19 protein-coding genes and 3 pseudogenes are annotated in these 21,180 nt (G+C 58.0%); 17 read left to right on the top strand and 5 right to left on the bottom strand.

The genetic code is table 11. The features are described 5' to 3' along the window. Nucleotides 1–133 (top strand): annotated as a pseudogene (locus tag M0D69_RS32250) (IS256 family transposase); the annotation flags it as partial. 756 nt (nucleotides 134–889) lie between these two features. Then, nucleotides 890–2,068 carry a fumarylacetoacetate hydrolase family protein gene (locus M0D69_RS32245; RefSeq protein ID WP_301785895.1) on the top strand — a complete coding sequence of 393 codons (1,179 nt, stop codon included), beginning with the start codon at nucleotides 890–892 and terminating at the stop codon, nucleotides 2,066–2,068. Between the two features lie 92 nt (nucleotides 2,069–2,160). Here M0D69_RS32245 and M0D69_RS32240 read toward each other — a convergent pair whose 3' ends face one another. Further along, nucleotides 2,161–2,484 carry an HU family DNA-binding protein gene (locus tag M0D69_RS32240; protein WP_301785894.1) on the bottom strand — a complete coding sequence of 108 codons (324 nt, stop codon included), beginning with the start codon at nucleotides 2,482–2,484 and terminating at the stop codon, nucleotides 2,161–2,163. Between the two features lie 314 nt (nucleotides 2,485–2,798). Here M0D69_RS32240 and M0D69_RS32235 point away from each other — a divergent pair, with 314 nt between their 5' ends. From M0D69_RS32235 to M0D69_RS32220, 4 genes are all read left to right on the top strand, one after another. Then, complete coding sequence (locus tag M0D69_RS32235; protein ID WP_301785893.1) at nucleotides 2,799–4,178, top strand: LLM class flavin-dependent oxidoreductase; 1,380 nt, start codon at nucleotides 2,799–2,801, stop codon at nucleotides 4,176–4,178. Between the two features lie 325 nt (nucleotides 4,179–4,503). Next, the gene (locus M0D69_RS32230; protein WP_301785892.1) at nucleotides 4,504–4,851 is read left to right on the top strand and encodes a type II toxin-antitoxin system prevent-host-death family antitoxin; all 348 of its coding nucleotides are present in this window, start codon (nucleotides 4,504–4,506) and stop codon (nucleotides 4,849–4,851) included. Next, on the top strand, nucleotides 4,851–5,510 hold the full coding sequence (locus tag M0D69_RS32225; RefSeq protein ID WP_301785891.1) for an AAA family ATPase: 660 nt from the start codon (nucleotides 4,851–4,853) through the stop codon (nucleotides 5,508–5,510). The genes M0D69_RS32230 and M0D69_RS32225 overlap by 1 nt, the downstream gene beginning before the upstream one ends. Nucleotides 5,511–5,903: 393 nt before the next feature. Beyond that, nucleotides 5,904–7,310, top strand: coding sequence for an FAD/NAD(P)-binding protein (locus M0D69_RS32220; protein ID WP_301785890.1), 1,407 nt, complete (start codon nucleotides 5,904–5,906; stop codon nucleotides 7,308–7,310). Between the two features lie 8 nt (nucleotides 7,311–7,318). On the opposite strand, the gene M0D69_RS32215 is transcribed toward M0D69_RS32220, so the two are convergent. After that, nucleotides 7,319–8,161, bottom strand: coding sequence for a protein-L-isoaspartate O-methyltransferase (locus M0D69_RS32215; RefSeq protein WP_301785889.1), 843 nt, complete (start codon nucleotides 8,159–8,161; stop codon nucleotides 7,319–7,321). A 184-nt stretch (nucleotides 8,162–8,345) separates the two neighbouring features. On the opposite strand from M0D69_RS32215, the gene M0D69_RS32210 reads away from it, so the two are divergent. Beyond that, nucleotides 8,346–9,197 carry an integrase arm-type DNA-binding domain-containing protein gene (locus M0D69_RS32210; protein WP_301785888.1) on the top strand — a complete coding sequence of 284 codons (852 nt, stop codon included), beginning with the start codon at nucleotides 8,346–8,348 and terminating at the stop codon, nucleotides 9,195–9,197. Nucleotides 9,198–9,239: 42 nt separating this feature from the next. Further along, a pseudogene (locus tag M0D69_RS32205) lies at nucleotides 9,240–9,647 on the top strand (arginase family protein); the annotation flags it as partial. A gap of 61 nt (nucleotides 9,648–9,708) precedes the next feature. Here the strand turns inward: M0D69_RS32205 and M0D69_RS32200 are convergent. Together M0D69_RS32200 and M0D69_RS32195 are read right to left on the bottom strand one after the other, a co-directional pair. Further along, nucleotides 9,709–10,629 (bottom strand): LysR family transcriptional regulator, encoded by a 921-nt coding sequence (locus M0D69_RS32200; protein WP_301785887.1) that lies wholly within the window; start codon nucleotides 10,627–10,629, stop codon nucleotides 9,709–9,711. 91 nt (nucleotides 10,630–10,720) lie between these two features. Continuing rightward, on the bottom strand, nucleotides 10,721–12,055 hold the full coding sequence (locus M0D69_RS32195) for an aminotransferase class V-fold PLP-dependent enzyme (RefSeq protein ID WP_301785886.1): 1,335 nt from the start codon (nucleotides 12,053–12,055) through the stop codon (nucleotides 10,721–10,723). 290 nt (nucleotides 12,056–12,345) lie between these two features. Here M0D69_RS32195 and M0D69_RS32190 point away from each other — a divergent pair, with 290 nt between their 5' ends. The 4 genes from M0D69_RS32190 to M0D69_RS32175 are packed head-to-tail and all read left to right on the top strand — an operon-like array spanning nucleotide 12,346 to nucleotide 15,354. Continuing rightward, complete coding sequence (locus M0D69_RS32190) at nucleotides 12,346–13,173, top strand: ABC transporter substrate-binding protein (protein WP_301785885.1); 828 nt, start codon at nucleotides 12,346–12,348, stop codon at nucleotides 13,171–13,173. A 38-nt stretch (nucleotides 13,174–13,211) separates the two neighbouring features. Then, nucleotides 13,212–13,910, top strand: coding sequence for an amino acid ABC transporter permease (locus M0D69_RS32185; protein WP_301785884.1), 699 nt, complete (start codon nucleotides 13,212–13,214; stop codon nucleotides 13,908–13,910). A 3-nt stretch (nucleotides 13,911–13,913) separates the two neighbouring features. Then, nucleotides 13,914–14,651 carry an amino acid ABC transporter permease gene (locus M0D69_RS32180; protein WP_301785883.1) on the top strand — a complete coding sequence of 246 codons (738 nt, stop codon included), beginning with the start codon at nucleotides 13,914–13,916 and terminating at the stop codon, nucleotides 14,649–14,651. Next, nucleotides 14,626–15,354 (top strand): amino acid ABC transporter ATP-binding protein, encoded by a 729-nt coding sequence (locus M0D69_RS32175; protein ID WP_301785882.1) that lies wholly within the window; start codon nucleotides 14,626–14,628, stop codon nucleotides 15,352–15,354. The genes M0D69_RS32180 and M0D69_RS32175 overlap by 26 nt, the downstream gene beginning before the upstream one ends. 326 nt (nucleotides 15,355–15,680) lie before the next feature. Here the strand turns inward: M0D69_RS32175 and M0D69_RS32170 are convergent. After that, nucleotides 15,681–16,044 (bottom strand): annotated as a pseudogene (locus tag M0D69_RS32170) (ISKra4 family transposase); the annotation flags it as partial. Nucleotides 16,045–16,439: 395 nt separating this feature from the next. On the opposite strand from M0D69_RS32170, the gene M0D69_RS32165 reads away from it, so the two are divergent. From M0D69_RS32165 to M0D69_RS32145, 5 genes are all read left to right on the top strand, one after another. After that, nucleotides 16,440–17,636 (top strand): TonB-dependent receptor plug domain-containing protein, encoded by a 1,197-nt coding sequence (locus tag M0D69_RS32165; RefSeq protein WP_301785881.1) that lies wholly within the window; start codon nucleotides 16,440–16,442, stop codon nucleotides 17,634–17,636. Beyond that, nucleotides 17,633–19,273: a TonB-dependent receptor gene (locus tag M0D69_RS32160; RefSeq protein WP_301785880.1), complete on the top strand. Its 1,641-nt coding sequence runs from the start codon at nucleotides 17,633–17,635 to the stop codon at nucleotides 19,271–19,273. Before M0D69_RS32165 ends, M0D69_RS32160 begins: the two co-directional genes overlap by 4 nt. Nucleotides 19,274–19,335: 62 nt before the next feature. Next, nucleotides 19,336–20,049 (top strand): MotA/TolQ/ExbB proton channel family protein, encoded by a 714-nt coding sequence (locus M0D69_RS32155; protein WP_301785879.1) that lies wholly within the window; start codon nucleotides 19,336–19,338, stop codon nucleotides 20,047–20,049. A 2-nt stretch (nucleotides 20,050–20,051) separates the two neighbouring features. Then, the gene (locus M0D69_RS32150) at nucleotides 20,052–20,450 is read left to right on the top strand and encodes a biopolymer transporter ExbD (protein ID WP_301785878.1); all 399 of its coding nucleotides are present in this window, start codon (nucleotides 20,052–20,054) and stop codon (nucleotides 20,448–20,450) included. Nucleotides 20,451–20,459: 9 nt separating this feature from the next. Further along, on the top strand, nucleotides 20,460–21,173 hold the full coding sequence (locus tag M0D69_RS32145) for a TonB family protein (RefSeq protein WP_301785877.1): 714 nt from the start codon (nucleotides 20,460–20,462) through the stop codon (nucleotides 21,171–21,173). Nucleotides 21,174–21,180: the final 7 nt, after the last annotated feature.

The following is a 21,180-nucleotide window of genomic DNA, read 5'->3' as shown; positions in this document are numbered from 1 at the left end:
CGACGCCGTATTCAAGCTGTTTTACCTGGCGCTGAACAACATTAGCAAGAAATGGACGATGCCGATCAGAGACTGGAAGGCGGCCCTAGACCGCTTCGCCATCCAGTTCGAAGGCCGGATGTCACAGGGTTAAACAAAAACCCGTTTACACAAAATCCGGGACACCCTCTTAGCCACTGTGCGTGGCGGCACGTCATTTCTTTTTCCGAACGGCGAAAAAGAAACAGAAGCAAAGAAAACGCCTCCCAACAATCAGCAAGTTAGTGTCCCCAGCGTGCAGGCCCCAGTTTTTGGCACCTGATAGCACGGTGCTCGCCAGACTCGATAATGTGTGAACCCCTCCTTCTCGCGAATCCTGACACGAACACGCTTCGCCCCCAACGCTCTCGGGCAAGCACCACAGCCCACGGACCAGTACGGCCTGACGTGTGCTGGTTGCCTCATTTCATGGTGGGGTGGGTACATGGACTGCATGGATATTTTTGAGGTGGTCGGTCGCGGATAGCGCGGGTGTCCCTTGGGCAGGTTCAGTCACTGGTGGCGAAGCGTGTAGGTATCGGTGTTCGGAGAGGTCGGGGTTCAAACATCCGTGGCTCTGGCGAGCACCGTGCTATTTAAGTGCCAGAAACTCCTAGCCTGCACGCTAGGGACGCTAACTTGCTGATTGTTGGGAGGCGTTTTCTTTGCTTCTGTTTCTTTTTCGCCGTTGGAAAAAGAAATGAAGTGCCGCCACGCACAGTGGCTAATAGTGATAAAAAATACAGCTAACTCACGCAGACCACTAAGGCCGAAAGCAGCAACCCAGCACCACCCCCGACCACGAGCGCCGCCAGCCCCAAACCCCGAGTGCGAACGGAAACCCACCCTCATCCCCCTGGAGACCCGCAACATGCCTCACTCTTTCCTCCCCTCCGATCTAAACGACGCCTTGCTGATCGGCCGCGTCTGGCGGCCAGCGCCCATCGACGGGCCATCGGTGGTCGTCGTGCGACACGGCGAAGTCTTCGACATCACGCCGACGGTTGCGACTACCGCCGATCTTTTCGATTTCGACGATGCAGTCGAGATTGCGCGTCACGCGCCGGGTGAATCGCTCGGCCCCGTCGACGCCCTGATACGCGCGTCGCTCGATTCATCCACCCATGCAACGCGTTTGCTCGCGCCATGCGACGTGCAAGCAATCAAGGCCTGCGGCGTGACGTTCGCGGTGAGCTTGCTCGAGCGCGTGATCGAAGAACACGCAGGCGGCGATGCAAGCAAGGCGCAGGAAACCCGCTCGATGATCAACGAGTTGATCGGCGCGGATTTATCGAAGATAGAACCCGGCTCGGAAGCGGCGGGGAAATTGAAGGCCGAACTCGAACGGCGCGGCGCGTGGTCGCAATACATGGAAGTCGGCATTGGTCCGGATGCCGAAGTATTCTCCAAATCGCAGCCGATGTCGTCGGTCGGATTCGGTGCCGATGTGGGTTTATATCCGACGTCGAAATGGAACAACCCCGAACCGGAAATCGTGCTGGCCGTGAACAGCGCGGGCACGATCGTCGGTGCAACGCTCGGCAACGACGTGAACCTGCGCGACATCGAAGGCCGCTCCGCTTTGCTGCTCGGCAAAGCGAAGGACAACAACGGTTCATGCGCGATCGGTCCGTTCGTGCGGCTGTTCGACGGCACGTTCACGCTCGATACCGTGCGCGAAGCAAGCGTGTCGCTGCGCATTGAAGGAGCAGACGATGGTTTCGTACTGGACGGCGTCAGCCACATGCGTGAGATCAGCCGCGATCCAGCGGACCTCGTGGCGCAAACGCACGGCGCGCATCATCAGTATCCGGACGGCTTCATGTTATTTCTCGGCACGATGTTCTCGCCGATCAAGGATCGCGACACGGCCGGCGGTGGCTTCACGCATCATCTGAGCGACGTGGTGACCATCTCGACGCCGTCGCTGGGTGCAATCGTCAACACCGTGCGTTTATCGACGGAAATTACGCCCTGGACATTCGGGGTACGTGCGCTCTATCGCAATCTGGCAGCGCGCGGCATGTTGAATGGCGCACGCGTTTCTTGATGTGAATCCATGCAGCGCATTCATCTGACGATGTTAGCCGCTGCCTGACAGCGTCCTTGCGCAAAAACCCCGCAAGGACGCGTCAGTCACTCTTACTGGTTCACCAGGTCTTTGAACGCTTTGCCAGCAGTAAACTTGACCGTTTTTGCGGCAGCGATCTGGATGGTGTCGCCAGTCTTGGGATTGCGGCCCGTGCGCGCGGCGCGTGCGCCGGTGCTGAAGGTGCCGAAGCCGACGAACTGAACGCTGTCGCCGTTGACAACGGCTTGCGTCACGGTAGAGATAAACGCATCGATAGCTTCAGCGGCTGCGGCTTTGCTCGTACCGGTGGCGGACGCCACGGCGTCAACGAGTTCTTGCTTGTTCATTTCTGTTTTCTCAAAGATAGGTGCAACGCACTGCCCATGCGACTGCATGGTGGAAGCGTCACCTTACCGGACACTCCCGTTGGAGGCAAATCCGTTTTCTCCCCGGTTTGACCCTGACGACAGTTGGGTTTTGCCTCTTCGGATCGCTACGATCCGATCACGCAGGGCACGAAGCTGCACGAAAAATCGCAACGTTCATGGAATACAAATGCAAATTCGATGGTTTGCGGCGCGCCAGAGCTGTGTAAGCATTCCTGCTGCCTTCAGCGTTGAAACGCGGCTAAAACTGCTGTATTTGTGCGGTTTTCTTCGCCACGGCTCACTCGCCCCGCCTTCTGTTCCTCTCTTCGCGCGCCACTCCAATGAGCAAGAAAAAGATCCTTTTGAACGCGTTCAACATGAACTGTGTCGGTCACATCAATCATGGTTTGTGGACTCATCCGCGTGATCGATCACAAGATTACCGAAAGCTTTCATACTGGACGGATCTCGCGAAACTGCTCGAACGCGGACTGTTCGACGGGCTCTTTATTGCGGATATCGTGGGGGTGTACGACGTTTATCAGCAATCGGTCGACGTGACGCTCAAGGAGTCGGTGCAGTTGCCGGTCAACGATCCCCTGATGCTTGTTTCTGCCATGGCGGCCGTCACGCAACATCTTGGTTTCGGCGTCACGGTGAACCTGACTTACGAAGCGCCCTATCTTCTGGCACGACGTTTTTCCACGCTGGATCACCTGACCGAAGGGCGGATCGGCTGGAACATCGTGACGGGTTATCTCGACAGCGCCGCGCGCGCGATGGGCCTCACCGAACAAATAGCACATGACGAACGCTATGACCGCGCCGACGAATACCTCGATATCACCTACAAGCTCTGGGAAGGCAGTTGGGAAGACGACGCTGTCGTGCGCGACCGGGCCGCACGCGTGTTCGCCGATCCGCAGAAGATCCAGAAGGTCAATCACCATGGCCGCTACTACAACGTAGAGGGCTATCACTTGTCCGAGCCCTCGCCTCAACGCACGCCGGTGTTGTTCCAGGCAGGTTCATCAGGACGAGGTCAGGCGTTTGCAATCCGTCATGCCGAGTGCGTGTTCGTATCGAGCCAGAGCAAGGAAGGCACGCGCAAACTCGTCGATGCACTGCGCAAGCAAGCGGCCGAAGCAGGCCGCGATCCTGCCGGCCTCAAGGTCTTCATGGGTGTCACTGTCGTGGTGGGACGCACCACTGCCGAAGCCGAGGAGAAGTTCGCCGGGTACGCCAGCCATGCAAGTGCGGAAGCGGGACTCGCGCACTTTGCGGCGGGCAGTGGCATCGATTATTCGAAGTTCGATCTCGACGATGAACTCGAACCGCCGGGCGGTCACAAGAGCCGCGGCATAGAGTCGTCGGTGCAACGCGTGACGGACGGACAATCCGGCTGGACCGTGCGTCGGCTGCTGGATCAATTGAAGCTGGGCGGACGGTTTACGACTATCGTCGGCGATCCGGTTCAGGTGGCTGACGCGCTGGAATCCTGGATGGATGAAACCGGCATCGACGGTTTTAATCTGACACGTACCGTGATGCCGGAAAGCTATGAGGACTTCATCGACCTGGTGATTCCCGAGTTGCAAGTGCGCGGTGTCTACAAGACTTCTTACGCCAATGGCACCCTGCGCGAGAAGTTGTTTGGCCGCGGCGCGAAGCTGCCGGACGAGCATACGGGAGCGTCATTTCGCAGGTTCCACGCGCAGTGATAGTGGCGGCAAGTTGTCACGCCGACGTCAGCCCTGTCTCGAACTCAGCAAGATAACCGTCAAGCCGGATATAAGCATTGTGCTGAAACGTGCCTTGGAGCATGTTCACGACCAACCGGTCGCGCACTGCCGGCGTGGTCAGAATAGCCGCGATCTGGCTTTCGTTTTGTTCAAATATTTGTTTTGTTCATCCTTAATGAACACCTCAAGATAGTGAACAATCGTTTCTGAGATTCAGGCTAAATTGGCAAAATCACGATCGATTTGACAAATTGGCTATTATTGCCATAATTGCCTTATTCAGCCAGCTTCCGAGGACACCGCCATGATCACCGAACTGCCCAATATCCAGGAACTGCCCCGTCAGAACGCTTCCCAAGTGAAAAACAAATGGGCGGACCTCGTGCGGCAGGTCCGCCAGTCGGGCAGCGTGGCCATCACCAACCACTCGGCGGTGGAAATGGTGCTGCTGGATGCCGGCACGTACCAACAGCTCACTGAAGAGATTCAGGCGCTCAAGGCGCGGGAGCAAACCGCGCTGGATGAATTGACTAGCCGGTTCAACGCGCGCCTGGCTGTGCTGCAGCAACCCGATGCCGCTCAGAAACTCAAGTCGTTGTTCGACGCGAAGGGCGTTTTGACGAAGCGGCCTAAGGCCGGTGCGTCGTACTGATGCCCGCTGGCGGTACAGCAACGCGGCCCTTCATCTTCGTCCTCGCCGGCGTCAATGGCGCCGGCAAAAGCTCAGTGGGTGGCGCCATGCTGGTCGAACATGGCCTCACCTGGTTCAATCCCGACACCTTTGCGCGCGAGTTGATGGCGCAATTCGGCCTGACTTCCGCCGAAGCCAATAGCCGCGCCTGGGAGACCGGCCGCGCTCAACTTGAAGCGGCCATGGCGAATGGTCAGAACTACGCCTTCGAGACCACGTTAGGCGCCAGGACGATTCCCGACATGCTCGCGAGCGCCTCGAGCACTCATGATGTCGTGATGCTGTTTTGCGGCCTTTCGTCGGTTGAACAACATATCGAACGCGTACGATTGCGTGTCGCCAATAGCGGTCACGCTATTCCGGAGAACAAGATCCGCGAGCGTTGGGTCACGTCCCGCGCAAACCTCATCAAACTACTGCCGCGACTCAGCCGCCTGCAGGTCTTCGACAACAGTGCCGATGCCGCTCCGGGACAGGACATTCCCGATCCTGTACTGGTGCTGGAGATGTTCGAAGGTCAGGTCGTGTTTCCCGATCAGGATGATGTGGTTGCGTTGAATGCCACGCCGGAATGGGCGCGGCCGATCGTACAAGCCGCCCTCGAATCCATGCATGGATAGCGTGCTGAATACGGTGCGATGTCTTGACATCGATACTTCGTATTCCGATACAACGCACATTCCAGAAAATCCCGCCTCCGCCGCGATGCTTTTGGCTTTGTCCTAGCCGCCGTCACGCCGTTATCCAAGAACGTCCTGCCCCGGTTTAATCCTACAAATCCGCACAAGCTTAGCGAATTTCAAGCTTTACACAGTGTTCACCGGACGCCTCGGCTGCGGTATCCTCAATGCTTCCGTGCGTCGCTGCTCCACGTACTTCCCAACACTTCCGAACTACGCAATGGCTGCAGCAATACTTGCATTCGACCGGGCGAACGACATCCCTCATTCAATCGCACCGCTCCGCCGTTTCGAACGGACGCTTCGCGAAGCTTCAGCATCATGAGCGCTCCATTGAAAACACCCAAAGGCACACCACTGAACATAGTCGTGATCGGCGGCGGTTTCACCGGCGTTGCGTTCGTGATTCATGCCATTCGCGCCTGCCCCGCCGGTATCGATCTCGACTTCACTATTGTGGAACCGTCGGCGGAACTCGGCCGGGGCATCGCGTATGGAACGTCGGAACCGCTGCATCGAATCAACGTGCCGAGTGACCGGATGAGCCTGTTCGCCAGCGACTCCACGCACGCCACGCGCTGGCTTAAAGAGCACGATGCAATCGATGCCGGCAGCGGTGACGAGCAGGGGCACTACTACGTCTCACGCGCTCGATACGGCGAGTACGTCGACGCGACCTTGCATGATGTCGTGGCCGACGCTGCTCCGCACGCGCGCGTGAGCCATCGGCGTGCAACCGCTACCGGCGTGCGCAAGATCGAATCGGGTTATACGATTACGCTCGACGATGGCTCGGGGCTGGATGCGCATCGCGTTGCGCTGTGTTTTGGTCATACACCGTCGAAACCGCCTGGGGTCATCGACGAACAGGCCTTGCTCGATCCGCGACTAATCACGCGTCCGTGGGCACCGGATGCATTGAGCACGATCCCGCCAGACGCTTCCGTACTGCTGGTAGGCACCGGCCTGACGATGGCGGACGTAGCCGTCACGCTGATCGAGCGTGAACATCGCGGACGCATCACGGCGATTTCGCGACGGGGTCTGCGAGCCCAGCCGCACGGACTTTTCTCCGATGCCGCCGATTTCCTCGATAACGCCAACCCGCCCGCCACCGCCCGCGAACTGGTGCGCAGGCTACGACAGAGGATCGCGCGCGACGAGGCGCGCATCGGTTGGCAACCCGCCGCCGATGCACTGCGTTTCGACCTCCCCCGGATCTGGAACGCGCTGCCTGCACGCGAACAACGCCGCGTGGTCAATCGGCTGCTGCCGTTCTGGGAGGTGCATCGCTTTCGAATCGCGCCGCAGATTCATGCGGCTATAGAACGTGCCATCGAGACAGGTCAGATGATTGTGACCACGGCGGGTATCGCGGAGATCAGGCTCGCGGCGGAGACCTTTCGCACCGTGTTGCGACGTCCGGGCGGCGCGCACGAAGAGCACGATTTCGGCGCCGTGGTTTTCTGCACGGGACCGGCACGCGACATCGACAGGAATCCGTTCGTGAAGTCGCTGCTGGAAAGCGGGCTTGCACGACTGGACGCTGTGCGGATAGGACTCGACACCGACCTTCGAAGCCGGCTCAGGAACGCGGACGGCAAGGTGTCGCCGGGCCTGCTCGCGTTCGGGCCGATCACACGGGGAAGCTTCGGCGAGATGACGGGTGCACCCGACATCGCGCGTCATCTCGAACGTGTGCTTCAAGACGGCAGCCTGCTCGCGTGCCCATCGCCTTGATAGGCTAGTCAGTGCAATGCCGATGAAGAAAACCAGACGTGTTCGTACGCGACTACTGCGCTCGTATCAGGTACCCGTTCCGAGCTCAGCCACACCGACCTGACGGACCACGCCATGCGGGCATCGGGCGGTTTCACGAACCCATCGAAAGTCGATGCCCCGCCAACGCAAGGAATGAACCACGAGGACATGAGCGGCTTCGCTTCAAAGCCCGCATCGGTTCGTGTTATCAGCACGGTTAGTCCGACTTCCTCGGATGGACGCCAGGGGAAAATCAAGCGGCCTTGCGGACGCAGTGCATGAAGCCAGGAACGCGGTGGCGCCACGACACCGGCATTCACATAAATCAGATCCGACGCAGGCAAAGGCAGTTTGGTCGCATCGCCTTGCGTCACGGTCACACCCTTGAACGCCTGCAAATTCTTGCGCGCCATCCCGGCCAGGCCGGGTTCGATTTCGAACGCTTCCACGCGGCCACCGGGCGTCGAGAGCACTGCAAGCATGGCGGTGTAGTACCCGGAACCCGCACCGATATGACACACGACATCACCCGGTTTCGGCGCAACAACACCAAGCCACGCGGCGTGAAGGAACGGCTCGCCGTTATTGATTCCCTTAACTGCATCGAGCGCGACCAGGGCGTTCTGATACAGATAGACAGGGTCCGCGCCAGGGGTCTCGAAGTATTCGTTGTCCACCATGATTTTCCACGGCCCGGGCGGAAGAAATGCCTCGCGATGCACAAGTTCGAACACCCGTTCAAGCCGCGGGTCGTGGGACTTGCTCGCGGCAACCATGAGCTTGGCGTAGAACTTCCTGGCTTCCGCGATATTCGCCGTTTCCTTACGCATGACAATTCACCAAATCAACAAGTTCGCAGTGGTTCTCTAACGTCCGAAAAATCGCCTGTGTTCCTTTCCTGAACTGCGATTCAGCCCAAACAGTTGCCCATCGAAATCCGCCGGAAACCGTCTCCATCCTATGAAAAACCGGGTATCAAGTGAAGATTAAGCCTTCCATATCCGGTTGCCTTCTATGCCGCTCACCGACGTCAAAATCCGCCAGGCTAAGGCATCTACTAAGCCTATCAAAATCACCGATGCCAATGGGCTCTATATTGAAGTGAAACCAAATGGCTCGAAGCTTTGGCGATACCGCCATGAGCTTAACGGGAAGGAGAACGTGTTCGCTGTCGGCGAGTACCCAGAAGTAAGTCTTAAGGCAGTGCGTGCCGCACGCGACAGTGCCCGCGCGCTAGTAAAAAAAGGCATCCATCCATCGCATGCACAACGTATTGAACTGGTTAACACAATCGAGGCCGGCCGCGAGACTTTCAAAGTTGTTTGCGAAGAGTGGTTTGGCAAAAAGAAAACGACCTGGACGCCTCGGCACCATATCGAAGTATCTCGGGTGCTTGAGGCAGACGCATACCCGTTCATCGGATTCCTCCCAATGCGTTCAATAACGGCCAGTCATGCCCTCAAGCTTATGGAGCGTGTGGAGAAACGCAGTTCTCCTGCCGTCGCGATAAAACTAAGGCAATACATTTCAGCTACGTTTCAATACGCGGTAATAACCCAACGAGCCGATGCAGACCCTGCGTCCGTGCTTCGCGGAGCCGTGATCAAGCCGAGCACGGTTCATTCTCGTGATCTGAGCAAGGATGAGATCGCAGCCATTTACCGCGGCCTGCCCCTCTATCGAAGCAAGTGCACTGCCCTTGCAATCAAATTGCTGATGATGTTTTTTACCCGCGCCATTGAACTGTGTCGGTCAAGATGGTCTGAGATAAATTTGGTCGCGGATGAATGGAGAGTGCCTCCCGAAAAGATCAAGGCCCGGCGGTTGCATGTGGTTCCGCTGTCAAGACGGATGTGCGTTGGGTAATTATAAACCTTGAATTTCGTATCATTCTGGATAACGAACGTTATGAACAAACCGGAAGTGCTTCGCGGCGACGGAGCCTTACGGCGCGAATCGCCGTATGCCTCATCGAGAGAAAATACCTACGCTGGCGTGACGTCCTTCATGCGCCGAAATTACACCAAGGACCTGACTGGGGTGGACCTCGCCGCCACTGGCGTACCGCTGGATATCAAGCAGGCGATCATAGAGCATGCCCGCGCGATTCTTGATTCGGGTGCGCGCATGCTTACCCTTGGAGGAGACTACTACATAAGCTACCCGATGCTCGTGGCGCACGCCGGGAAGTACCGACGGCCACTTTCGTTGACTCACTTCGATGCGCATTGCGATACCTGGCCCGACGATCAGCCCGACACCTTGAATCACGGGTCGATGTTTTACGAAGCGCTCAAGGAGGGTTTGATCAATCCTTTTCTCAGATTCATTTTTTCCATGCACCTTTAGATCGGTGCAATTTCATTGGTTCAATCGACTAGACAGGTGAAAACCTCCGCGGGTCCAAGAGATTTGCACTGAAATCGCAGCAACTCTGCGCCAGCTGCGCGACCTGGTTGCTGAGCGAATAGGCGTGCTCGGCTCGATGAAGCGCCACATAGCGGACCGGTGGAAGAGCGGGTTTCGTTTTAATAATTCTCAGGGCACCTGCCGTGACCATGTAGTTGAGACAGGTCTTCGGCAGGTAGCTCACGCCCATGCCTGAAACAGTCAACCCGATTTGAGCAACGAGATTATTGGCAACCAGTATCTTCGCGGTGTTCACGCCGTTCTCGGACAAAAACTGCGAGTAGGTGAGACCGGTTCCGGAAAGGTTGCCTTGCAGGAGCAAGGGAAGCTCGGCAATGTCCGCGATCGGAATAGTCGCTTTGCCGGAATACAGCGAAGGCGCACACATCCATGCGTTCTCTACGGTACCCACCGGCACGCTGGTGAAGCGTTCGCTTGCGGGAGCCTCGGGAACAACGATCAGGTCGACGGTATCGGCTGCGAGCCGGTCCCTCAGCGTGGCGCTCAACTCGACCTCGGCCTCGACGATCACCTTCGGATAGGTTTCTTTGATCATCGCTATCAGGCGTGGCAACCACGTAAGCGCCGTCAATTCGGTGACCCCTATTCGGACGCGCCGAACGAGCACTTCCCTGGCGCTGACCCGCTCGACAATTTCGTCACGCCGCTCCAGCAACTCCTTCGCATACTCGAATAACTCGTTCCCCTTGTCAGTCAGCCGGGCGTTACGGGAGGTTCGATCAAATACGGGAAAGTCGAATGTAGACTCGAGTTCGTGTATGCGTTTCGATATCGCCGACTGGCTCGTATTCAACTTCCCGGCAGCGGCCTCGAACGAGCCCAGCTGGACGATCCAGTACAACGCTTCCATTTGCTTGAACGTCAGCATGTCGGCCCGAATGAATGTGAGAAAGAGATGTTATGGGTAACAATAACATCTCTTTTCAGACTCATATCGGCGTTCGCGTTTTTACCGGACCCTAACCCGCAGCGTCGCGTTCAGCGGCTCTCACGGCCGCGCTTTCGGCAATATCGGCTGTCACCTTCAAGAAGGTATCGATGTCGTCAGGTGAATTGCAGTGCAAGGGTGAAATGCGGACCGCCCCCGTCAAGCTAAACGATTCGAGCATGCGTCGCGAATAAAGACTGGTCGACACCCGCTCATAGACAATGACGCCCCGGCGCTCATACTCCCTGACCGCTTCGACCTCTGCAAGGTCGTCGAACGCAATAGCGAGGATCAGGTCGCGACGCGTCAGGTCGCCATGGTCCAGCAACACCTGGACGCCTGGCAGTCCTCGAAGCCCCCGCAGTTCGCCCTGTCCGTTGAGCATTCTCGACAGCAGCGCGCGCTCGTGAAGCCCGATCGCCTTGATGCCCGCCACATACTGCGACCTGCGATCAGCCGAGTCACCGAATTGACTGCCAAGCCAGCAGACGTAGTCGACAATCTCGGTGACGACGACGAATTGTGCCGGCGCCGCACTGCCCAGATCCCAGAAGTCCACGGGTTTAGCCGCGAGTTTGTGATGCGGCAATACCGCCGCCCGGGAAGAGAGCCATGAGATGCCGGACCCCCTGCATCCAAAGAATTTGTAGGGCGCGAAATTGATGCCGTCAACGGGCGTCTTCTGCAGATCGATCAACCCGTGAGGCGCATGCTGTACTGCATCGACTACGATGTACAAGTCCGGCTTGATCGCTCTCGCTTCACGCACAATCCGCTCGAGGTCGAGCTTCGCCCCGGTGATGTTCGACGCGTAGATAAGACTCAGCAGGCAAGTCTGCGAATCAATCAAGCCCAGGATTTCCTCGACGTCGATGCCACCCGTGACCCGGTTGCTCTTCGCGACGCGCAGCGACTTGCCCCGTTTTTCGGCGTAGAGGGCCATCGCGTCAAAGGAAGACGGGTGTTCCAATACGGTTGTCACGAGATTCGTGCCCGGAACGGCTTCCGCAATCGCCTCGACCATCTGGAACATGGCGCCGGACGCCGTCAATGACGCATAGATCGTCCCCTCCGATGCGTTCAGGATGAGCCGTGCATCGTCCACGCCGCGCTGTTGGATCGCCCGCAACGCCCGGGCGACTTCGTGTATGCGTTCGGGGTTATCCGGAATCAGATCGACTTCCGCGTATCGCTCGACGGCCTTCTTCAGGCGGAACGATCCGCCCGCATTGTCGAAGTAGAGCCGCTTGCGCCCCGTAAAGTCCGAATCCACGTAGTGAAACTTCTCTTTGACAGCGCGCATCAGCGCGTCGCTGAAAAGTTGCCCGTCGGCGCTTTCCATCATTGACCCCTTCGTCGTCGTCATTCGCAAGACACTCTCGCGACATTTCGGGTCCACAATAAGTCCCGCAAAACTAGACGAAAAGCGATTTTTTTTGATGATATTCCATCGCTTTAATTCAGGTTCTTCAGCGGCGCCCAAGCATCATATCCACGCGAATATCGTGAAAAAAAGCGATGCAATACTATCGAAAAATATCACTTTTTAACCAATTTTTTGCGTGAAAGAATGATTTCCGATAAGACCGGTCTTAGCCAGGACATCACCATGGAAGCTATGCGCCGGCTTCATTCATCCCCCTCTGGAGAGCTCAAGTGAACCGTTACATAACAAGCATCGCGGCGGCCGCGTTCCTGGCCTTGACGACCGGCGCAAGCGTTGCAAACGCCGACCAGCTTGCCGACATCAAGACGCGCGGCACACTGGTGTGCGGGGTGCTCAGCAACGGCGCTCCCTTTGGCTTCCAAGACCCCGACACCCGCGAAATAGTCGGTTATGACGTGGATTTTTGCAAAGGGGTGGCGAAAGAGTTAGGTGTGAAACCCGAGCTCAAGGTGTTGTCGCTTGATGCCCGCATTCCGGAACTGACACAAGGACGCGTGGATATTCTTGCGGCTGTTCTAGGATTCAATCCGCAGCGCGCGCAACAGATTACGTTCTCGGACACCTACTTCGTCAGCAACCAGGTGATAGCGGCCTCTTCAGGCGGCCCAAACAGGACGCTTAACGACATGGCCGGAAAACGGGTAAGCACCATCAAGGGCTCAAGCAATATTCCCATGGTGCAGCGCGTCTTGCCGACCGTACAAATTGTCAGCTATGACGATGCCCCCTCGGCATTCATGGCCTTAGTCCAGAAAAAAGTGGATGGCTACGTTCTTTCCGAAAGCCTCATGCATCGATTCATCGACAAGCTTGGTGCAAACGCCAACACGATTACCATCCTGACACCGCCGGTCGGTCGCGAATATTGGGGACTTGGCATGAAGAAAGACGAACCCAAGCTCGCCGAAGCGGTGAACAACGCACTGGTGAAAATGCAAGCGTCTGGTGAATCGCAGCAGATTTTCGATAAATGGCTGGGGACAGGCTCGCCTTTCAAGATGAAGCGCGATTTCACCACTGCACCCATTCCCGGCTGATCAGCGGGTTGGCGCGACGTTGACGCAAGGAGTGAAGCATGTTTGGACGTCTTGATTTCAGCGCGGTCTTTGCCGGACCCTTTTCGCATCTGCTCTTGTCCGGTGTCATCAAAACATGTGAGCTGACGGCAGCGAGCTGGATGCTTGCCGTGGGACTGGGGGTCATGCTGGCGGTCTTGCGCGCATCGGGCATTCCCGTGGCGACGAAAGTCGTTGCTGCATTCGTCGCCTATCACCAAAACGTTCCCATGCTCGTGCAGATCCTGCTTTGGTATTTTGGGGTCCCGACCCTGCTTCCGGATGCCGCGCAATCCTGGGTGAACGCGCACGACGGCGAGTTGATTTTCGCATCGATCGCAATCGGGTTGTGCATGTCGGCCTACTTCTCCGAAGACCTTCGCAGTGGTCTACGGTCGGTGCACTACGGTCAACAGGAAGCGGCAAGGTCTTTGGGCCTTGGCTTCTTCGCCACCCTGCGTTATGTGCCCCTTCCACAGGCCATCAGAAATGCGCTGCCGCCGTTTATCAATCACACGGTCCTGCTGTTCAAGAACACGAGTCTTGCCATGACAATCGGCGCAGCGGAAATGACGTATGTCGTGCGCGAGATCGAGAATGAAACGTTCAAGACGTTCGAAGCCTACGCCGTTGCGACATTGTTCTATCTCGCCGTGTCGCTAGGCTTGATGGGACTCGGGGCCCTGGCCGGCAAGCGCATTCAGAACCAGGCGAGGTAATCCATGCTCGGCATCATTCAAGACAACTGGCTGCTTCTGCTGGTCGGACAGTACCCGAAGGGGCCGCTCGGGGGGCTTGCCCTGACGCTCATTCTTTCCGTCATGGGGCTTGTCCTGTCGTTCCCGATCAGCATTGGCATCGCGCTATGCAGGACCTCGCCCATCAGAATGCTTTACGTCGGGTCTACCGTACTGGTCTATATCGTGCGGGGCATTCCGCTGGTGATGTTCGTCTTCTGGGGATACTTCCTTGTGCCCATCCTGGTGGGTCATAGCGTCACCGCCTTCACGACGCTTATCTGTACGCTCATTGTCTATGAGGCGGCCTATCTCTCGGAAGTGGTGCGCGCAGGAATCCAGGCGCTTCCCAAGGGACAAGTCGAGGCTTCGCGCGCGTTGGGGCTCGGATACTGGAAGATGAACCTGTGGGTGATCATGCCGCAGGCGCTCTACAACATGGTACCGAGTCTCATCAGTCAGTTCGTCTCGATCATCAAGGAGACATCGATCGGGTACGTCATCAGCGTGCAGGAACTGACCTTTGCGGCAAACCAGATCAACAGCAATCTGTTGACGAGGCCATTTCCCGTCTTTCTTATTTTGGCGATCACCTATTTCGTCGTGTGCTTTGTGCTCACACAATGCGCCCAGCACCTGGAGCGCACCATCACGCGCAAGCGTTCGCCCAAGATGGCCCACCCAAGGAGCATGTCGAATGATTCGGTTCTCGAAGGTCAGTAAGTGGTACGGGGACTATCAAGCGCTCACGGACGTTACGGCGGAAGTGAAAGCAGGCGAGGTCGTGGTCATTTGCGGCCCCTCCGGCTCGGGCAAATCCACCCTGATTCGCACCGTGAATCGCTTAGAGGAAATCAAGTCCGGCGCTATCCATGTAAACGGTCAGGATATTCATGCGCCTGGCCTGAAGATCAATGACTTTCGCAGCGGCATCGGCTTCGTCTTTCAATCGTTCAATCTCTTTCCTCACCTGTCGGTGACCGAGAATGTCTGCCTCGCGCCCGTGCGGGTATCGGGAAGAAGCAAGGGTGAGGCTCGGGACCACGCGATGGCGTTGCTCGACCGGGTGGGAATCGCGCACAAGGCGAACGCCTACCCGGCGCAGTTGTCCGGCGGCCAGCAGCAACGCGTCGCGATTGCGCGAGCGCTGGCGATGAACCCGCCAGTCATGCTATTCGACGAGCCGACGAGCGCTTTGGATCCAGAGATGGTGGGCGAGGTCTTGAGCGTGATGAAGTCGCTTGCGCGAGAGGGAATGACCATGGTCTGCGTGACGCACGAAATGGGATTCGCTCGCGAGGTCAGCGACCGCGTCTGGTTCATGGATAGAGGCGTTATTCTCGAAGAGAACTCACCGGATGAGTTTTTCACGGTGCCACAGCATGCGCGTTCAAAGGCTTTTTTGTCAGACCTTCGATCACACTGAGCACTCAAATCATCGGGGCCGCCGCCTTATAAAACGCATTCGCAAGCCCTATTACTGAACAGATCGATTATCGTAGTCGGAGATGGTCAATGGACTGAATTCGCCGCACATCATTTGGTCGATGAGTCGCTGATCCCCTGTCGTGAGTCGGGCCGTCGTGCGTGCAAAGAAAATCAAGGGGCCGGAGGACCGGCTGACACGCAGACCATTTGCGCCATCAGTAATCAGCGATAGTTTCGGATTCAACCGGTCGATGCATCACCCATGATTTGCGCAAGTTTATTGGTTGGCGTCATAAAGTCGAGGGTTTCACGTGGCCTTCCATTCAGAAGCGCGGCAACCTGACGGTAGGGCATGCATGCTGACAGCTTTGCTTGAAGCGCGAGCAATTCTGGCGTCGCCCGCTTCGGGATATATGAACTCATCGGGCTTGTATGCCACCTCTAGATAGCATGGCGGTTCACAAGGGCACGACATGATTCGAGCACTACGAAAGGCGACCGTGCCAAACACGGTGTCGACCTTTCCCTTCCGGTAGTCTTTCAGAAAGAGCCGGCGACTACATCGGGTACAAGAGCGGCGGAAGGCACAGACTTGCTCAGATTGCGCTCTGATCACAACTTGCTGCAGTTTATGCAACAGCTCTTTACCATCAGCCAGCGACAGCCCCACAGTTTCTGGCGACAGCTCTCCTAGGGCGGCCGGTCCTCGTTCGAAGCGGCCGGCACGACCCAGCGAATACCACACATTAAGAGTCAATTTCATGAGGATGTGGATGCCGGCCCTCATTTCTTTATGTGGTCGCATGTTTTATTCATACTTTTGCCACTGTTCGGGCTTCAGAGAGATCCAAAGAGCCCATCTCCGCGCGCTTAGACCGGCATAGGGTATCGCCACGGCGGCGGAACCATCGTATTCGTCACGAATATTACACACATTAAGTATTAATATGCGCAACGTCATCAGCGCTTGGCCGCAAGCCCAGCGTAAACGGGCCGGAACGGCACGGGTGGGCGTTGCAAGGTCTTTGCGGCAGCCCCTCGCCAGTGATCGGCAATTGCACACACAACGCGACGGGGAAACAGATGTTCAATCTGCAAGATGGCCAAAGTCGTCTAGGCCTTTCTGTGATGCTGCTCGCAGCAGGAGCCGCTGTACCGACGCTGGTACAGGCTGCGGGCAGCGAAGACATAAAGCCTGATCAGGCGGATAAGTCCACCAGGAAGGCTGCAACCGAAACAGGCACGGCGAAGGCAGATGCAGCCAGCGGCACAGCCGCGGTGACCCGGATGGGCGGCGTCCAGGTCACCCGAAAACGCACACAAAGCAGCGCCGCTGTGGCGACCAAGCAAACGCAAGACCGTGTCATGGACGTTCTGACGAAAGAGCAGATTGAAACCCTGCCAGACGCGACGATGACCGATACGGTCAAGCGCGTAGCCGGCGTGTCAGTGAGCTTTAATTCAGACAACGTGAGTGGTCGAGACGAAGCTCAGTACATCTCGATCCGCGGCCTCGACGCCAGCTACAACAATGTTTCAATCGACGGTGCCCCGATGGCATCGACCGACCTGGCGAGCCGGGGCACGCGTACCAACATGTTGCCTTCGTCCCTGGTCAAGCAGGTGCAGGTATACAAGACCTGGCAGCCGGATCAGGATCCGAACGCCGTGGGCGGTTCCATCAACATCGTCACGCGCAGTGCCTTCGACAATGGCGGCAAGCCCTATTTCAGCGTGTCCGGGGCGCTCGGGCACGCAGACGACACCGGCAAGGTGCTCTCCGGTTCTCAGGGTCTCGCCAGAAAATCCGACGTCGTGCTGAGCACCACGTTTGGCCCGACTCAAGCGCTCGGCCTCGTGATCGCCGCGAACTACGAAAAAGAAAACACTTACTCGATCGGTCACATGACGACCGATAACATCTTTTATAACTACTACAACGCCAACGGCACGATCGCCAACCCGGCCGCCAGCGGCGGCCCGAATACCGGTAACGGCATCCCGGTGCCGCAGCAGTTCAAGTACTGGCAATTCCTGAAAAACATTCAGCGCCAGGGCGTGGACACGAAGCTGGAAGCGCGCTTCAGTCCGAACGTTTATGGCTTCGTGGGGATTGCGTATAACGACGAGAACATCCATCAGCTGCGCAACGAAACCTTCATCGACGACAGCCGCAGCACCGGTGCGAATCCAGTGTCGAACCAGACCGCGACATCGGGCCGTTTCGCGCTCGGCGAAGCCGAGGCGGGCAACATGGTGCGAAGATCGATCGCACCGTGACATCGGTTCAGGGCGGGTTGGACTGGAAGCTTGGCGATACCCAGGTGCTGTCCTTCCGCTCGTCGCTGTCGGATGCAAGCCACCGCGAGCCGCGGCAGATGGCCAAGTATATCTATGCGAACTTCAAGTACAACGCCCCCGGCGTTACACCGACGTTGAGCGGCGTGCCCGGTCTGGGGATGAGTTACGACACGTCCGGCTTCGAGCCGAGTGTTTCCGTCAACCCGGCCAACTTCGAGAATCTGAACAACTGGAAGGCGTATTACTGGCGCAACGAGTTCATCAAGATCGACGACCGGGTCGGCGATCTGAAACTGGATTTCCGCCAGAACATGGACGCGGATTCAAGAGGTCTCGGATACGCGGTGGGCATCGACTACCGGCGGTTGAGCCATAGCTACAGCGACACGCTCACCCAGTACTACCCGACCGCCAGCGGCATGACGCTGGCGGGTGCCGGCTACGTGTCGAGCACGATCATGCCGAACAGCGGAGGCCTGCCCTTCCTGATTGTCGACCCGGCTCGCGCGTGGGGGCAAAAAGACGCCAACGGCAATCTCGTCGTTGCCAGCACCACTAATCTGGCGAGCAGCTTGCAGAGCAACTATTCGCATGACGAACAGACTGCCGCCGGCTATGCAATGACTATGTACCGCACCGACCGGTTGAGTGCCATGGTCGGCTTGCGGCAAGACAATACAACGCTGTCGACGACCGGTAACGTGCGCAATGTAGTCAACGGCACGACGACCTGGCAGTCGGTCACGAACAACTCCCGATACAACTTCACGCTCCCGGCGGCCTCGCTCGTGTTCGACGCCACCTCGGCGGTGAAGCTCAAGGTCGCGGCCAGCCAGACCATCGGACGCCCGACCTACGACGACTACGCGCCGAATACGACTATTTCGGAAAATGCCGATGGCTCGGTGACGGTCACGCAAGGCAACCCCAACATCAAGCCGCGCCAATCGAACAACCTCGATTTCTCCGCGGAATGGTATTTGCCAAACTCGGGACTCGCGTCGTTCGCGGCGTTTCACAAGCAGATCAAGAACGAAATCTACAATCAGGCGAGCCAGGGACAGGTCTTCTTCGATGGCGCCAATCGCGCGGCGACCATCACGCAGCCGCTCAATTCGTCCAGTTCCAGCCTGAGCGGCATCGAACTCAACTTCATACAGGGCACCCTCGGGTGGTTGACGCCGTACCTGCAAGGGTTCGGCTTCAGCGCAAACCTGACCTTGCTCAGCGGCCGCCTGAATGCGATCACGTCCTCCGGCGCATCGCGCACGATTGATCGTCTCGTCAACCAGCCCGATCAAATCCGCAACCTGACCGTGTTTTACAACTACCGGAAGTTTGGGGTGAGCGTTGCGTACAACTGGATCGGCAGCAGCCTTCGTCTTGTCGATGCCAGCCTGCCGAGCCAGGACGTGTACTGGCAGGCTCGCAGCCAGATCGACTTGCAGGCGCGTTATGACGTCGGCTCCGGATGGAAAGCGTTTTTCGAGGTCGCCAACCTGACGGGTTCGCCCGTGGTCAGCGTGACCGGACCGAACCACAACCTGCTCAAGGATACGTTCTCGCTGGGCCGAACCTTCTGGCTCGGTTTGATCTATACGCCGAAACTGCTTTAGACCTGCTTACTTTATATCGCCTGAGCGGGGCACCTCCGTTCTTCACCTATCAAGGATTCGCCATGAACGTCGTTCAACAATTTATCGAGTTGGGCAGCCAGTCGGTGGGCATCATTCCGCTGCTCGCCCTGATCCTGCTGGTTGTGCTGGTCGTGGCCATCGAGCGCGCCGCCTTTTTCGCGCGCATCGTTCCATCGGGCACCTCGCTGGATCGGGAGTTATCCAGCATCGATCATCGCGATGAGAAAGCGCTCCGGGCCATCGCCGCACGCTACCGGGGTACCGTATTCGGCGGCACGCTGCAAGCAGCGGTCGATGCGCGGCATCTCAATCCCGACGAGATGGACCGCTACGTCGACGAAGCGGTGGTGAGAGCGCTTCCGCAGCTTGACCGATGCCTGTGGTTACTCGACGCCGCCGTGACCCTTGGACCGCTGATCGGTCTGCTCGGTACGATCATCGGCATCACCGAGTCGTTCAATGTGCTCGGCTCAGCGGGTCCGAATGCGGGGGCGGTAACCGGAGGCATCGGACATGCACTGATCGCGACCGGATGTGGTTTGGTCGTCGCGATCGTCGGGGTAACAGCCGCCGCCTACTTCGGCAAACGTGTCCGTCTTGCCACGCTGCAACTGGACCTCATCAAGCTCGCTTGCGTCAAGCGGCTGCACTTGATGAACCCCGATGCAGGCACCGCACAGCTCGCGCACGCACCGAACACCGATACACGCGCCGCACTCAAGTCCGTTTCAAGCGCTGAATTGTCGGGAGCATGATGATGAGCCGCACGCGTTATGTGGAATCGCACGAGCCGCGGATCGAGATCATTCCGATGATCGACATCATGATGTTCCTGCTGATCTTCTTTATGGTGACGATGCTCAAGATGATCGATGCGAGCGGCGTCAAGATCAACGTGCCACAGGCCTCGACTGCGGCATCGCTGCCCAAGGTCTCTCTAACGGTCGGGGTAAAGAAAGGCGGCGATCTCTTCTTCGAAGGACAGCCGATCGCCGCGGACACGCTCACCGCAAAGATCAAGGAACGCGCCCACGACACCAAGCTGGATGTCCTGATCGCCGGCGACAAGGACGCATCCCTGCAAGAGATTCTGCATGTGATGGATATCGCGCATGCCGCCGGCATCGACGATATCGGCATCGCCGCGAAACGCTGAGGTGGACGCATGAGCACGTCCGTGTTGGATACAAGCCCGGTGCACGAAACCGCGCCCGGCCTGCGTTGGCCAGCGGTGTTCGCGCTTGCGCTCGCAGTCGAATGTTCGCTGATCTACCTGGTGCTCGGCATGCATGCCAAGCCGGCGCCTGTCCCGGCCCCTGTCAGGACGATGAAGATCGTGACCATTGCTGAAGCGCCCGGAGAACCGGATAAGGCACCGCCTGCGCCGCCCCCTGTCTCTCCGCCCCTGCCTCATCCATCCAAACCGGCGCAGCCGAAGCCAGCCGCGCCGCGCCCAACCACGCAGCCGGCGAAGGTACCCACGCCGGCACCCGCGCCGGCCGCCACGCCGCAGACGAGTGCGACGCCAACGCCGAACAGCACACAGGACACGCCGGCATCGCCAACTGCACCCGCGCCGAAGTCTTCCGCCACGGCGGCTCCTGACACAGCCTCCGGTGTGCGACGCGGGATCGTGCCGCTTGTGCGGATCGAACCGGACTATCCGGCCCGCGCACTTGCAAACAACACCGAGGGTTTGGTTATCGCGCACGTCACGATCGAGAAGGACGGCAGCGTCAGCGCAGTGAGCATTGTCCGTGCGCAACCGCCGAAAATCTTCGATCAGGAAGCCATTCGCGCACTGCTGCGCTGGAAGTTTTCGCCCAACGACGGCGGCACGGTAGGCGAAGTCGAATTGCGTTTCAGCCTGAACGATTGAAATCAAC

It is taken from the genome of Caballeronia sp. SEWSISQ10-4 2 (assembly GCF_030464885.1).
Taxonomy (GTDB): Bacteria; Pseudomonadota; Gammaproteobacteria; order Burkholderiales; family Burkholderiaceae; genus Caballeronia.
The sequence above is the reverse complement of the archived record's forward strand: the minus strand, read 5'-3'. Positions and strand labels throughout refer to the sequence as shown.

Excerpts from the sequence above, each read along its gene's own strand:
- M0D69_RS32240 (WP_301785894.1), bottom strand. The coding sequence starts at position 2,484 with ATGCAGTCGCATGGGCAGTGCGTTGCACCTATCTTTGAGAAAACAGAA.
- M0D69_RS32200 (WP_301785887.1), bottom strand. The coding sequence starts at position 10,629 with ATGCTGACGTTCAAGCAAATGGAAGCGTTGTACTGGATCGTCCAGCTG.
- M0D69_RS32175 (WP_301785882.1), top strand. The coding sequence starts at position 14,626 with ATGATTCGGTTCTCGAAGGTCAGTAAGTGGTACGGGGACTATCAAGCG.
- M0D69_RS32185 (WP_301785884.1), top strand. The coding sequence starts at position 13,212 with ATGTTTGGACGTCTTGATTTCAGCGCGGTCTTTGCCGGACCCTTTTCG.
- M0D69_RS32210 (WP_301785888.1), top strand. The coding sequence starts at position 8,346 with ATGCCGCTCACCGACGTCAAAATCCGCCAGGCTAAGGCATCTACTAAG.
- M0D69_RS32215 (WP_301785889.1), bottom strand. The coding sequence starts at position 8,161 with ATGCGTAAGGAAACGGCGAATATCGCGGAAGCCAGGAAGTTCTACGCC.
- M0D69_RS32155 (WP_301785879.1), top strand. The coding sequence starts at position 19,336 with ATGAACGTCGTTCAACAATTTATCGAGTTGGGCAGCCAGTCGGTGGGC.
- M0D69_RS32245 (WP_301785895.1), top strand. The coding sequence starts at position 890 with ATGCCTCACTCTTTCCTCCCCTCCGATCTAAACGACGCCTTGCTGATC.
- M0D69_RS32225 (WP_301785891.1), top strand. The coding sequence starts at position 4,851 with ATGCCCGCTGGCGGTACAGCAACGCGGCCCTTCATCTTCGTCCTCGCC.
- M0D69_RS32195 (WP_301785886.1), bottom strand. The coding sequence starts at position 12,055 with ATGACGACGACGAAGGGGTCAATGATGGAAAGCGCCGACGGGCAACTT.
- M0D69_RS32150 (WP_301785878.1), top strand. The coding sequence starts at position 20,052 with ATGAGCCGCACGCGTTATGTGGAATCGCACGAGCCGCGGATCGAGATC.
- M0D69_RS32145 (WP_301785877.1), top strand. The coding sequence starts at position 20,460 with ATGAGCACGTCCGTGTTGGATACAAGCCCGGTGCACGAAACCGCGCCC.
- M0D69_RS32235 (WP_301785893.1), top strand. The coding sequence starts at position 2,799 with ATGAGCAAGAAAAAGATCCTTTTGAACGCGTTCAACATGAACTGTGTC.
- M0D69_RS32165 (WP_301785881.1), top strand. The coding sequence starts at position 16,440 with ATGTTCAATCTGCAAGATGGCCAAAGTCGTCTAGGCCTTTCTGTGATG.
- M0D69_RS32230 (WP_301785892.1), top strand. The coding sequence starts at position 4,504 with ATGATCACCGAACTGCCCAATATCCAGGAACTGCCCCGTCAGAACGCT.
- M0D69_RS32180 (WP_301785883.1), top strand. The coding sequence starts at position 13,914 with ATGCTCGGCATCATTCAAGACAACTGGCTGCTTCTGCTGGTCGGACAG.